The sequence below is a fragment of the Micromonospora chalcea genome, from assembly GCF_028768405.1.
Classification (GTDB): Bacteria; Actinomycetota; Actinomycetes; order Mycobacteriales; family Micromonosporaceae; genus Micromonospora; species Micromonospora chalcea.
On record NZ_CP118233.1, the window covers coordinates 1671513 to 1684287 of the forward strand.

The following is a 12775-nucleotide window of genomic DNA, read 5'->3' on the forward strand; positions in this document are numbered from 1 at the left end:
GGTAGAACGACGTATTACCGACGTACGTCTATCCCGGACGGCTGCGCAGGAAGATCGCGCTGGCCTGCACCCGCGTACGGACCTGCAGCTTGTCGAAGATGTGCGAGACGTGGACGCCGATGGTCCGCTCACTGATGAACAGCCGCTGGCCGATCTCCCGGTTGGTCAGCCCCTCGGCGACCGCCGCGAGCACCTCCCGCTCCCGCGCGGTGAGCGTGGCCAGCTCGTCCACCGCGGGCCCGGCCGGCGCCGCCCGTGGCCGGGGCACCGGCGCGGGGCCGGGCGCGGCGTCCACGGTCACCCGGGCCCGCGAGGCGATGGTACGGATCTCCGCGGTCAGCGGCACCGCGCCGAGCGACTGGGCCATCTCGTACGCCTGGCGCAGCAGCTTGCCCGCGGTGGCCACCCGGCTGCGCCGTCCCAGCAGCGCCTCGGCCTGCCGCAACCGGGAGTACGCCGCCGGATAGGGGTGGTTGCGCCGGTCCCACTCGAGCGCCGAACGCTCCCACAGCGCGGGGTCGCCACGGCCGTCGTCGAGCCGGCTCAGCTCGGCGTCGCAGAGCGCCAGGAACCCGTCGGCGACGTACCGCACCGGCGCGCCCGCCCGGGCGCTCTTGCGGGTCACCCGGTCGACCGCCTCGCGCAGCCGGCGTACCGCGTTCGGATCCGGCTCGATGGTGCGGCCGGCCGCGGCCTCCGCCTCCGCGCGCAGCCCGTGCCAGGCCAGCGTGGCCAGCACGATCACGTCGTCGGACCGGCTCTCGGTCAGGCCCCGCTGCACCGCCTGCCGGGCCAGGTCGTGCCGGCCCTGCCACATGGACAGGCCGGCGCGCAGGATGAGCATCGGCAGCACGTGCCGGGCGCCGCCGCCGGCCAGCATGGTGGCGACCGCCTCCAGGTCACGGTCGGACGCCTCGACGTCGCCGTACCCGACGGAGAGCCGGCACCGGGCCAGCAGCAGCTCGACCGCGTCGGCGCCGGAGGGGCGGTGCCGCAGCGCGGCGGCGACGACCTTCTCCGCCTCGGCCCACTGCCCCACCCGGAACAGCCCGTTCGTCGCCACCGCCAGCAGCCGGGTCTCCCAGGTGCGGCCCAGCCCCAGCTCGGCGACCCGCTCGGCGCCACGGCGGGCCACCACCACACCCTCCTCGAGGATGTTCAGCGGCCCGGTCATCAGGTCGGCCAGGTGCAGGTACGCGCACGCCACGTCCTCCGGGCCGCCGGAGCGCTCGGCGGTGTCCAGAGCGCGGCGCATGACCGCCAGCCCGGCGGCCGGATCCTCCAGGAACGCCTCGCTGAACCCGAGCGCGGCGCTGGCCATCACCACCTCGGAGGTGGAGCCCGGCACGTCGGCGGCGAGCGCGAGCGCCTCCCGGGCCTGCTCACCGGCCTCGGCGTAGCGGCCCAGGTGCAGCAGCAGCTCGGCCAGCCGGGCCGCGGCCGTGCAGCGCTCGTGCGGCGTGCAGTCGGGCGAGGCCAGCACCCGCCGGTACTCCTCCTCGGCCGGCGCGGACCGGCCCGCCGCGGCCAGGTAGCGGGCGCGGCGGATGTGCAGCGCGCAGACCGGCGGCCCGGACTCCTCGGCGGCCAGCTCCTCCAGCAGGGTCAGGGCGCGGGCGTGTTCCCCGCTGTGGTGCGCGGCCTCGGCGGCGTGGCTGAGCAGCTCGGCCCGGTCCACCTCGACCGGCTCGGGCCGGCCGCCGTCGGGCAGCACCGCAGGCGGCTCGGTGGCGAGCGTCAGCGCGGCCGACCAGTGGCGGTGCGCCTCGGCGTACCCGTGCAGCCGCTCCGCCTCGCGGGCGGCGGCCATCGCGGCGGGCAGCGCCCGGGCCGGCTCACCGGCGTGCCGCCAGTGGTGGGCCAGCCGGGCCTGGTGCAGCTCGCCCGGGGCGGCGGTGAGCGCCTCGGCGAAGCGGCGGTGCAGCGCGGCCCGCTCGGCCGGCAGCAGCTCGCTCGCCAGCACCTCGGCGACCAGCCGGTGGCGCAGCCGGTAGCCGTCGTCGGCGCCGACCAGCAGGCGGTGCGCCACCGCCTCGCGGACCGCGTCGAGCAGCTCCTCCTCGGGCAGCCGGACCACCTGGGCCAGAAGCCAGTGCTCGACCGGTTCGACGCCCACTGCCACCGCGTGCACCACGGCGTGCGCGGGCTGCGGCAGCGCGTCGACCCGGTCCAGGAACACCTCGCGCACGGTGTCGGAGATGCCGTCGCGGCCGTCGCGCCGGTCGCGGGCCAGTTCCTCGGCCACGAACGGGTTGCCGCCGCTGCGCCGCCAGAGCTGGTCGGCGGCCTCCGGCGGCAGCGGCGCCCCGACCACGGCGGCGGCCAGCTCGTCGGTGGCGGCCCGGTCCAGCGGCAGCAGATCGACCACCTGCACCGAGCGCAGCCGGCGCAGTTCGGTGAGGACCCGGCGCAGCGGGTGCGCGCCGCGCAGCGACTCGGCCCGGATCGCGGCCAGCACGGAGAGCTGCAGGTCGCCCAGACCGGCGAGCAGGTAGAGCAGGAGCTGCCGGGTGCTGCGGTCGACCCACTGCAGATCGTCGAGGACGAGCACCAGCGGCAGCCCGCCGGCCACCAGGTGCAGGCCCTGGGCGACGCGCTCCAGCAGCGCCCCGGCGCCGTCCGGGCCGGGCGTCTCCTCGTCGAAGACCTGCAACAGCCCGCGGATCGCCGACGCGGTACGCGCCTCGCCCTGCTCGGCGTCGAGCCGGCGCAACGCCTGGCGTACCGGGTGCAGCGGCGAGGCGTCGCCGATGTCCAGGCAGGCGCCGGTCAGCACCAGGGCCCCGGCCTGCCGCAGCTGGTCACCGACCTCGCTCAGCAGGCGGGTCTTGCCCACTCCGCTCTCACCGGTGAGGAACACCGCCCCGGTCTGCCCGGGCCGCAGGTCGTCGTAGAGCGCCGACCGCAGCGTCGCCATGGTGCCGGTGCGGCCGACGAGCGGTGCGGTGTCCACTTCGCTGGCCATGGGACGCAGCCTAGTCACAGGGCCCCGCACCGTTCTACGGCCTCGGGGTCGGACTCGTACTCCTCGCGTCGACTACACGACTAATGGTTGCGGGTGGCCGACATACGTCGTCCTACCGATCCCCCGAGAACCCGGTGGTGAAAGTCTTCGGAGGTCGTCAGGCACCGGACCAGGGAAAGGGTGGGTGCGATGTTGATCACCACGCCCGTGGTAAGTCGGGAAGCCGTCGTCGCGGCCTGCCCGCCGGTGCCGGAGGAACGCCGCACGGTGACCGTCCTCTTCGTCGACATCGTCGGCTCGACCCGGCTGGTCGAGCGGCTCGACCCGGAGGACCTGCGGGCCTTGCAACGCGCCTACTTCGGCACCGTCGCGTCGGTGCTGCGCCGCTGGCGGGGCGTGGTGGAGAAGTACGTCGGCGACGCGGTGATGGCGCTGTTCGGCGCGTCCGCTTCGGACGGCTTCGACGCGTACCGGGCGGTGCGGGCCGGGCTGGACATCCAGGCCGCGCTGGACCGGCGGCGGCCGGGCGGCGTCCGGCTGCGCGTGCGGGTCGGCGTGGCGACCGGCGAGGTGCTGCTCGACCTGGCCGGCGCCCGCGACGGCGGCCACGGCGCGGCGAGCGGCGCGGTCATCACCACCGCGGCCCGGCTCCAGGAGCACGCGCCGCCCGGTGGCGTGGTGGTCTGCCCGGTCACCCGCGACGCGGTGGCCGGCCTGGTCGAGCAGCGTCCACTGGCCACCATGACGCTCGCCGGCAAGTCGCTGCCGCTGGACGTGTGGCGGGTGACCGGGACCGCCGGGCGCCGGCCGGCGCGGCATCGCGCCCCGCTGGTCGGGCGACGGCGTGAGCTGGCCACCGCGGCCGAGGAGGTGACCGCCGCGCTCCGGCAGCGGCGTCCCCGGTGGATCTCGCTGGTCGGGCCGCCCGGCAGCGGCCGCAGCCGGCTGCTGCACGAGGTGATCCGCGCGGTGTCCCAGGTGGACGGTGTCCCGGTACTCCGGCGGGTGGCGTACTGCCCGCCGTACCCGGCCGGCGAGCTGGCGCCCCTGGCCGACCTGCTCCGCACCCGGGCCGAGGCGCCGCGCCCACTGCCGGGCGTGGCCGTCGACGGTCCGGGCGGCGGGGCGCTGGCCGCGTTCCTGGCCGCGCCGCACGACGACACCACGGCGGCGCGGGCCGTGGTGGCCTGCCGGGAGGCGCTGCTCGGCCTGGCCGCCGACGCGCCCGTGGTGGTGGCCGTCGACGACCTGGACCGGGCCGCGCCGGCGCTGCGCCGGTTCCTGCGCCAGCTCCACGTCGCGGCGAGCGACCGCGGGCTGCCGCTCGCGGTGGTCACCACGTACGGCTCCGGGTCGGCCGACCCGCTGCCCGCCCCGGGGACCCGGCGGATCCCGCTGCGCCCGCTGAGTCCGCTGGAGACCGGACGGCTGCTGCGGCACCTGCTCGGCCACACCGGCCGGCCGGCCGCGCTCGCCGCGCGGCTGCTCCCCCTGGCCGGCGGCAATCCGGCCGTCGCGACCGCGTACGCCCTGACCGACCCGGCGGACGAGCCGGCCGGCGTGCCCTCGGCCGCGCGGCGGCTGGTGGACGCCCGGCTGGACCGGCTGGACGGCACGCACCGGGCGGTGCTGATGGCCGCCGCCGCCCGCGGCGGCCCGGTTGCCGCCGCGACGGTGGAGGCGATGCTCGGCTGGCCCGCCGGCCGGGCCACGCCGGCGCTGCGCGCCCTGGCCGCGGCCGGACTGCTGCGGCCCGTCGCGCCGGGCGGGTGGACGGTCGAGCCGCTGGTGGCGCGGGTGGCCGCGCACCGGCTCTCCCGGGCCGTGCGAGCGGATTTCGCCCGCCGTCTTCGCGCCGCGTCCGGAGTCGGCGACATCGGCGCAATGGCGGACGGCGAGCGCGTCGCCGCCCGGGCCGGTGTCCGGACCGTCGGCGCGGCCGTACCGCCGGGCGCGGCCGGTGGCGGACGCGCCGCCGCCCGGACGGCCGGAGTGGGCGCGGGTCGGCATCCGGCCCGCGTCCCGGAGGACACCGCTGCCGGCTTCGCGCCGGGAGCGGGAGCCGGTGTCCCCGCACGGGACCCCGACGAGCGGGAACTCTGCCCGCTCGGGGCGGGACGGTCGCGCCGGTCGGGTGGAGGGGCCCGACCGGCGCCCGGCCCGCCGGATCGGAGCGGCGTGCTCCGGGCGGTGCCCGGGCCGTCCTGGGCCGGACCGGCGACGGCCGGCGATCTCGCGGCGTGGCCCGGGTGGCGGACCGTCCCGTTACCCGGAGCCGCGGCGCGGCCTGAGAGGGCGGGCCGCGCGCGGCGAAGAGCCGAGCCCGGCGGGTACGCGACTGGGCTCGCCGCATGACGGCGACGTCCGGGTCGGAGCGGGCACGGGGCCACTCCGGCCCGGGCGGCTCGTCGGGCGGGTCGAGCGGTGGCCGTCAGCCGCGGGCGATGGTGCGGCTTCGTCCCCGGAACTCCGCCACCACCTCGTCGCCGCGCCGCACCGTGACGTCGTAGATGCCGCTGCGGCCCTGCCGGACCCGCTCGGTGGCGTACGCCTCCAGCACGTCGCCCTCGCGTACCGGTCGCAGGAAGCTGATCTCGCCGCCGGCCGCGACGGTGGCCGGGCCGTGGCTGTTGCAGGCCAGCGCGAACGCGGTGTCGGCGAGCAGGAACACGAAGCCGCCGTGCCCGATCGCGTGCCCGTTGAGCATCGCCGGGGTGACCCGCATCCGCGCCACGGCCGCGCCGTCACCGGCCGAGACGAGTTCGATGCCGAGCCCCTTGGACGCCACGTCGGCGTCGAACATGTCGTGCGCCGCGGTACGGCCGCCGTCGTCCGCCATGTCAGCGCTCCCGCCGCTGGTCGACGATGCGGCGCATCTTGCCCATCGACCGTTCCACCCCGTCCGGTTCGATCACCCGCACCGCGACGGAGACGCCGATGGTGTTCTTGACCTGCTCGGCCAGGGCCGCGCCGGCCCGTTCGGCCTCGTCGGCGGCGGCGTCCGCGCGCCGCTCCACGTGGACGGCGAGCGTGTCCATCCGCCCCCGCCGGTCGAGCACGCACTGGAAGTGCGGCGACAGGGCCGGGGTACGCAGGATCAGCTCTTCGATCTGCGTCGGGAAGACGTTCACCCCCCGGACGATCATCATGTCGTCGGTCCGTCCGGTGATCTTCTCGATCCGCCGCATCGGGCGGGCCGTGCCGGGCAGCAGCCGGGTCAGGTCCCGGGTGCGGTAGCGCACCACCGGCATGGCCTCCTTGGTCAGCGAGGTCAGCACCAGCTCGCCCCGCTGTCCGTCGGGCAGCACCTCCCCGGTCACCGGGTCGATGATCTCCGGGTAGAAGTGGTCCTCCCACAGGTGCAGGCCGTCCTTGGTCTCCACGCACTCGACCGCCACCCCCGGGCCCATCACCTCGGACAGGCCGTAGATGTCCAGCGCGTGCATGTCCAGGCGCTGCTCCAGCTCACGGCGCATGTCTTCGGTCCACGGCTCGGCGCCGAAGACGCCCACCCGCAGCGAGGTGGCGCGCGGGTCGACGCCCTGGCGTTCCATCTCGTCCACGATGGCGAGCATGTAGCTCGGGGTCACCATGATGACCTCCGGTTCCAGGTCGCGGATCAGCATGACCTGGCGTTCGGTCATGCCGCCGGAGACCGGGACGACGGTGCAGCCCAGCTCCTCGGCGCCGTAGTGCGCGCCGAGGCCGCCGGTGAACAGCCCGTAGCCGTACGCGACGTGCACCCGGTCACCGCGGCGGCCACCGGCGGCCCGGATCGAGCGGGCCATCAGCTTCGCCCAGGTGTCCAGGTCGGCGCGGGTGTAGCCGACCACGGTCGGGCGTCCGGTGGTGCCGGAGGACGCGTGCAGGCGGGCGATCCGCTCGCGGGGCACCGCGAACATGCCGAACGGGTAGTTCTCCCGCAGCTCCGCCTTCGTGGTGAACGGGAAGCGGGCCAGGTCGGTCAACTCGCGCAGGTCGCCCGGGTTCGCGCCGGCGTCGTCGAACGCGCGGCGGTAGTGCGGCACGTTGTCGTACGCGTGCCGCAGCGAGTGGCGCAGCCGGTCCAGCTGCAGGGCGCGCAGCTCGTCGACGCCGATCCGCTCGACGGGATCCAGCTCGTCCGGACGAGGGGTGCGGTCCTGCACGGCTTCCTCCTGGCGCGACGGGCCCCGGGCACCGCCGCGCCGGGCGCTGCCGCCCACCGTACGCCCCTCATCCCTCCCCCACCCCCCGCCCCCGTGATCTTGCACTTGCCGCCCCTCGGGTGTCCGCTTCGCGCGCAATGCCGGGGCTGGAACCGCAAGATCACCGAGAGCGGGGGCGCGGGCGGGCGGCGGGGTTATGCTCGCGGGGGCGGTGGGAGGTGTGGTGTCGGATCCGCGCGTTGATCCGGACGTCGACCTGCGCGTACCGGCGGACCGGTCGGAACTGTCCGCGCACCCGGCGGCCGTGCTCGGCGTGATCGCCGCCGGTGGCGTGTTCGGCGCGCTCGCGCGGGCGGGCGCGCAGGCGGCGGTGCCGCACCGGCCCGGCGAGTTTCCGTGGGCCACGTTCGCCGTCAACGTCACCGGCTGCCTGCTGATCGGTGCGCTGACGGCGATGCTCGCCGCCCGCCCGGCCCACCCGCTGACCCGGCCGTTCCTCGGCGTCGGCGTGCTCGGCGGGTTCACCACGTTCTCCGCGTACGCGGTCGACGCGCAGCGGCTGCTGACCGACGGCGCGGCGGCGACGGCGGGCGTCTACCTGGCCGCCACGGTGCTCGGCGCGCTGGCCGCGGTCGCGGCCGGGGACGCGGTGACAGCGCGCCTGCTGGCCGCCCGGCACGGGCGGGCCCCGTGACCGCCCAGACGGTGGCGGGCCGATGACCGTCCTGCTGATCGCGCTCGGCGCCGCGCTCGGCGCGCCGCTGCGCTACCTGACCGACCGGGCGGTGCAGGCCCGGCACGGCTCACCGTTCCCGTGGGGCACGCTCACCGTGAACGTGGCCGGGTCGCTGCTGCTCGGCGGCCTGCTCGCGGCGCCCGTCGACCCGGCGGTGGCCGCGCTGGTCGGCACCGGTTTCTGCGGCGCGCTGACCACCTGGTCGACGCTGAGCTACGAGACGCTGCGCCTGGCCCGCACCGGGAAGCGCCGCCTCGCGTACGCGAATGCGGCGCTCAGCGTGGCCGCGGGCCTGGGCGCGGCGTTCCTGGGCTACGCCCTCGTCACCGCGCTGACCGGCTGACCGCGCCGGTCAGCGGGCCCGGCGTTCCGGGTGGGCCCGGTTCCACGCCCGCATCCGCTCCGGGTAGCCGGTGCGGGCCGCCTCGTACAGCGGCACCGCGTGCTTCTGGGCGATCTTGCCGGCGGCGCGGGGCGAGCCGGTACGGCGGCGGATCCACTCACCGTCGTGCGCGATGGCGACGACTGTGGTGTCGGTGGCGGTGGTCTCCGGTTCCAGGTAGAACTCGACCCCGCGCCGGCTGGTGACGAACGCCTCCAGCTGCGCCAGGTCCTCCTTGGTCGCCTCGCGGTCGAGCTTCGTGGGCGTCGTCGGGTCGGCGGCCCGGCGGCTGAACCAGCCCATGCCCGCCTCCTCTCCTCGGCGTTCGCTCCAGTGCAGCACGCCGGCCTGGCAGGCGGCTGGGAGCGCGGTGGGAGTCGGCTGGACCCGCTCAGCCGACCTTCGCCGCCGCTGCGCCGGCCTGCGTGTCCGGCGCGGCGGGGCGCTCCCGCAGCACCGGCACCAGCGCGAGCGTGGGCAGCAGGAGCAGCGGCACCACGCCGAGCGCGGACAGCACGCCGAAGTGGTCGCCGAGGAAGCCGAGCAGCGGCGGCCCGGCCAGGAAGGCGGTGTAGCCGATCACCGCGACCACGCTCACCCGGGCCGGGGCCTTGTCCTCGTCGTCGGCGACGGCGCTCATCCCGACCGGGAAGCCGAGCGAGGCGCCGAGCCCCCACAGCGCGACGCCGACCACCGCGAGGGGGCCGTTCCCGGCCAGTACGGCGAGCGCCGCGCCGGCGGACGCCATCGCGATGGTGGTGAACAGGACCGGCACCCGGCCCCACCTGTCGATGGCGACGGTGCCGACGGTGCGGCCGATCGTCATGCCCACCACGAACACGCCGAACACCGCGGCGCCGACCGCCTCGTCGACCCCGTACCCGTCGACGAACGCCACCGCGAGCCAGTCGTTGGCACTGCCCTCGGTGAACGCCATGACCAGCACGAGCAGGCCGACCAGCAGGGTGCGGGGCTCGCGCCAGGCGGCCAGCAGCGCCTGCCGCCGGGCGGCCGGCTCCCCGGCCCCGGCCGCCTCGGCGGTGGCCGCGAGGAATGCCCGGGCGCCGACCAGCGTGCCGGCCAGGATCAGCACGGACAGGACCGGCAGGTGCACGCCCACGGGTACGCCGAAGTGCGCGGCGCCGGCGCCGAGCCCGGCCCCGGCCACCGAGCCGAGACTCCAGGCGGCGTGGAACCGGGGCAGGATGGTGTAGCCGAGGCGCTTCTCCACGGCCGCGCCCTCGACGTTCATCGCCACGTCGCACATGCCGGAGCCGAAGCCGAACGCGGCGAGGCCGAACCCCACCCCGACGACCGAGCCGACCAGGCTGGCGGACAGACCCGCCACGGTCAGGCCGAGCGAGACCAGCACCACCGACACGGCGACAGTGCGCGCGGGCCCGAGCCGCTGGGTGACCAGGCCGGCCGTCGGCATGGCCAGCAGCGAACCCGCCGACGCGCAGAGCAGCAGCAGGCCGAGCCGCCCCGGGTTGAGGTCGAGCGCCTCCTGGGCCGCCGGGACCCGGGAGAACCAGCTCGCCACCGCGAGCCCGTTGAGGGCGAAGACGACGGCGACGCCGTTGCGGGCGGTCAGCACCGCCCGGGGCGCCGGTGGCCGCTTCCCGGCCGGTGCGTCGATGGTGCTGCTCACGGTGCGGTGGTCCCTTCCCCCGTCTGGTTCCCGACGACAATCGCACACCTGAGAGCGCTTCCACCACAAGCGCCGTTATGGCTTCGCCCATCCACGCCGGAGCAGGCATGATGCGGACATGGGTACGCCGACCGCACGTCCCGCCACGCTCGACGACGTCGCCCGCGACGCCGGGGTGTCCCGAGCCACCGCCTCCCGGGTGCTCGGCGGCTACGGGTTCGCCTCGGCGGACGCCCGCGCCCGGGTGCACGCCGCCGCCGAGCACCTCGGCTACGTGCCGGACCTCGCGGCCCGGTCGCTGGTGCGCGGAGCGGGCGTACGCCTGGTGGTGGCCGTGGTGGGCCGCGACGACACCGTGCTGGACGACCCGTACGTGCACCGGGTGGTGGGCGCGGCGTCGCGGGTGGGCGCGCCGCACGGCGTCGGGGTGGCGCTGGAGTGGCTGCCGCTGGCCGACCCGTCCGGGCTGACCCGGCTGGGCGCCGACCGGGGCGTGTGCGGGGTGATCCTGGTCAACACGACCCAGGCCGCGCTGGACGCGGTGCCGCCGAGGCTGCGCGGCCGGGTCGTCTCGATCGGTCAGGGCTCTCCGGCGGTGCCGTCGTTCGACGTCGACAACGCCGGTGGCGCGGGTGAGGTGCTGCGTCACCTGTACGCCACCGGCCGGCGCCGCGTCGTCATGGTCACCGGGCCGCGCTGGTTGAGCTGCGCCGAGCGTTCGGTGACCGCGTACCGGGAGCTGATGCGGGAGTCCGGGTCGCCGGAGCGGCTGGTCACCGGCGACTTCACCGCGGCGCGGGGCGGCCGGGCGGCACTGGAGGCGCTGCGCCGGTGGCCGGACGCCGACGCGGTCTACGCGGCCAGCGACGCCACCGCGTTCGGCGTGATCGCCGCGCTGCGCGGGCGCGGCGTGCGGGTGCCGCACGACGTGGCGGTGGCCGGGTTCGACGACCTGCCGTACGCGGCGATCAGCAGCCCGCCGCTGACCACCGCGACCCACCCGGTGGACCGGATCGCCGCCGCCGCGGCCACGGCCGTGCTGACGCGCGCGCCGGTCGCCCCGAGCACCGCGTTCCCGTCGACGCTGGTGGCCCGCGAGAGCGCCTGACGGTCGACGGGTACGGCGAAGGAGGGCCTCCGGTGGGCGGTGTCATGACGTGGATGTACCGGGGCGGCCGGGTGGTGCTGCGCCGTCGCCGCCGCGAGCCGGTCCGGCTGGTCAAGGTGCCGGTGGCGCAGCGGCCACCGATCCTGCGCCGGCATCTCGCGCTCGCTCCCGGCGCGCGCCCGCACGCGCCGGTGGACCGGCACGCCCCGCTCGCCGACTTCGCCCGGGTCGCCCCCGGCATCCCGGCCTTCCGGATCGTCGCGGCGGAGTCCCCGGCGCGGTGACCCGCCGCCCGGGTCGTCACCGGGAACCCCGGCGGAACGGCGACACGACAATCCTTCAGAATATCGATCGCTCACGTTTTCGACGTCGTCCGAATGGGAGAGGACGCCGGTAAGATCGGCGACAGAACGGCGACCGATCACGGACTGCCCGGCGGGCTGCACCGGCTCACACTGAGCGCATGAATACGAGACTCCGCCGCAGCCGGGCATTCCGCCTCGCGGTGTGTCTCGCCCTCGTGGCGATATTGAGCGGCTGCATGCAGCTCAACCTCGGGCTGACCGTGAACGACGACGACACGGTCTCCGGTCAGCTCCTGCTCACCGCGCCGAAGTCCGTGCTCAAGCAGCGCAACCCGGACCCGGCGGTGGCCTTCGCGGAACTGCGGCCGAACATTCCCTCACTTCCGCCCGGAGCGGAGACCCGGTACGAGGATGCCACCTCGTACGGCATTCAGATCACATACCGGAAAACACCGCTGGCACAATTCACGAGCGAAAGCGTGAATCTTGTCCGGGACGATGATCTGTATCGCTTCTCGCTCCCGCTGGACCCGAAGAAATACGGCGGCAAGTTCGGGCAGCAGGATCCGCGCCAGCAGCAGGCGTTCATGACGCTGATGGCGTTCGAGATCTCGGTGACGTTCCCCGGCCGGGTGCTCGACACCAACGGCACTGTCACCGGGCGCTCGGTCACCTGGAAGGTGGTCGCCAACCAGCCCAAGCCGTCCGAGCTGCGCGCCGTCGCCCAGGCGCCCCCGCCGCCGGCCACCAGCCCGGCCGCCGTGGTGACCGGTGACGGTTCCTTCCCGTGGCTGCCGGAGGTGGCCGCCGTGGTCGTCCTGCTGCTGGTCGCCGCCGTCGTGCTCGTGCTGCTGCTGCGGCGACGGCGCTCCCGCGGCGACCCGGACGCGACGGCGACCACCGGCCCGGGCGTGCCGGCCGACCCCGCCCCGGCCTCCACCGGCGCCCCGGCCGTGCCCGACGCACCGACTCGACCCGCCGGTCCGCCGGCCTGAGCCCACCGACCACCGACGGCGTCCGCGCCGGCGGCCCACCAGCACACCGGGCGGAGGCTGGGTCACGTGACCCGGAACGCCGCCGCACCATCCCACCCCGACCTGCACCACCGCACCACCGAAAAGAGGGGGATCGCCGTGAACGATCTCTTCACCTGGGCCGCCCTGGGCAGCCTCACCGGCGCCAGCGCCGCCACCCTGCTCGCCGCGAACGTCATCGGCGGGCTGATCGGCCCGAGCGGCGACAAGGCGCGCAAGTGGATCGCGCTGGGCTTCGCGCTCCTGCTGTCCTACCTGACCGCCGCGTTCGCCGCCGACGCCGGCCCGGAGAAGTGGATCATCGCGTTCTTCAACGGGCTGGTGATCTTCTCCGCCGCGCTCGGCGTCAACCAGCTCCCCCCTGGTAACCGGCAGGCGACGCAGGCGTCGCCGACCCAGCTCGCCCAGGGCCGCGAGCCCCGCTACGTCCGCTCCTGGGTCTGAGA

12 protein-coding genes are annotated in these 12775 nt (G+C 76.0%); 7 read left to right on the plus strand and 5 right to left on the minus strand.

Annotation, left to right across the window (positions count from 1 at the left end; genetic code table 11):
* Positions 1-28 precede the first annotated feature (28 nt).
* Complete coding sequence (locus PVK74_RS07780; RefSeq protein WP_274478654.1) at positions 29-2965, minus strand: helix-turn-helix transcriptional regulator; 2937 nt, start codon at positions 2963-2965, stop codon at positions 29-31.
* Positions 2966-3154: 189 nt separating this feature from the next.
* Between PVK74_RS07780 and PVK74_RS07785 the strand changes: the two genes are divergently transcribed.
* Positions 3155-5320, plus strand: coding sequence for an adenylate/guanylate cyclase domain-containing protein (locus PVK74_RS07785; RefSeq protein ID WP_274478656.1), 2166 nt, complete (start codon positions 3155-3157; stop codon positions 5318-5320).
* Between the two features lie 76 nt (positions 5321-5396).
* On the opposite strand, the gene paaI is transcribed toward PVK74_RS07785, so the two are convergent.
* Together paaI and paaK are read right to left on the minus strand one after the other, a co-directional pair.
* Positions 5397-5804, minus strand: a complete 408-nt coding sequence (paaI, locus tag PVK74_RS07790) for a hydroxyphenylacetyl-CoA thioesterase PaaI (RefSeq protein WP_043323587.1) — start codon at positions 5802-5804, stop codon at positions 5397-5399.
* Between the two features lies 1 nt (position 5805).
* Positions 5806-7113 (minus strand): phenylacetate--CoA ligase PaaK, encoded by a 1308-nt coding sequence (paaK, locus tag PVK74_RS07795; protein ID WP_274478658.1) that lies wholly within the window; start codon positions 7111-7113, stop codon positions 5806-5808.
* 223 nt (positions 7114-7336) lie between these two features.
* Between paaK and PVK74_RS07800 the strand changes: the two genes are divergently transcribed.
* Both PVK74_RS07800 and PVK74_RS07805 read left to right on the plus strand, forming a co-directional pair.
* Positions 7337-7807, plus strand: a complete 471-nt coding sequence (locus PVK74_RS07800) for a FluC/FEX family fluoride channel (RefSeq protein WP_043330057.1) — start codon at positions 7337-7339, stop codon at positions 7805-7807.
* Between the two features lie 22 nt (positions 7808-7829).
* Positions 7830-8192: a fluoride efflux transporter FluC gene (locus tag PVK74_RS07805; RefSeq protein ID WP_274478661.1), complete on the plus strand. Its 363-nt coding sequence runs from the start codon at positions 7830-7832 to the stop codon at positions 8190-8192.
* Between the two features lie 9 nt (positions 8193-8201).
* Here the strand turns inward: PVK74_RS07805 and PVK74_RS07810 are convergent, their stop codons facing one another.
* Together PVK74_RS07810 and PVK74_RS07815 are read right to left on the minus strand one after the other, a co-directional pair.
* Entirely contained in the window at positions 8202-8534 is a 333-nt protein-coding gene (locus PVK74_RS07810) for a hypothetical protein (protein WP_030499339.1), read from the minus strand.
* 88 nt (positions 8535-8622) lie between these two features.
* Complete coding sequence (locus tag PVK74_RS07815) at positions 8623-9882, minus strand: MFS transporter (RefSeq protein WP_113972851.1); 1260 nt, start codon at positions 9880-9882, stop codon at positions 8623-8625.
* 118 nt (positions 9883-10000) lie between these two features.
* Between PVK74_RS07815 and PVK74_RS07820 the strand changes: the two genes are divergently transcribed.
* The 4 genes from PVK74_RS07820 to PVK74_RS07835 all read left to right on the plus strand — a co-directional run bounded on the left by PVK74_RS07820 (position 10001) and on the right by PVK74_RS07835 (position 12773).
* Positions 10001-10990, plus strand: a complete 990-nt coding sequence (locus PVK74_RS07820; RefSeq protein ID WP_069088541.1) for a LacI family DNA-binding transcriptional regulator — start codon at positions 10001-10003, stop codon at positions 10988-10990.
* A 32-nt stretch (positions 10991-11022) separates the two neighbouring features.
* Positions 11023-11274 carry a hypothetical protein gene (locus PVK74_RS07825; protein WP_274478663.1) on the plus strand — a complete coding sequence of 84 codons (252 nt, stop codon included), beginning with the start codon at positions 11023-11025 and terminating at the stop codon, positions 11272-11274.
* A gap of 179 nt (positions 11275-11453) precedes the next feature.
* Positions 11454-12290, plus strand: a complete 837-nt coding sequence (locus PVK74_RS07830) for an LppM family (lipo)protein (RefSeq protein ID WP_274478664.1) — start codon at positions 11454-11456, stop codon at positions 12288-12290.
* A 138-nt stretch (positions 12291-12428) separates the two neighbouring features.
* Positions 12429-12773 (plus strand): hypothetical protein, encoded by a 345-nt coding sequence (locus tag PVK74_RS07835; RefSeq protein WP_069088684.1) that lies wholly within the window; start codon positions 12429-12431, stop codon positions 12771-12773.
* Positions 12774-12775 lie beyond the last annotated feature (2 nt).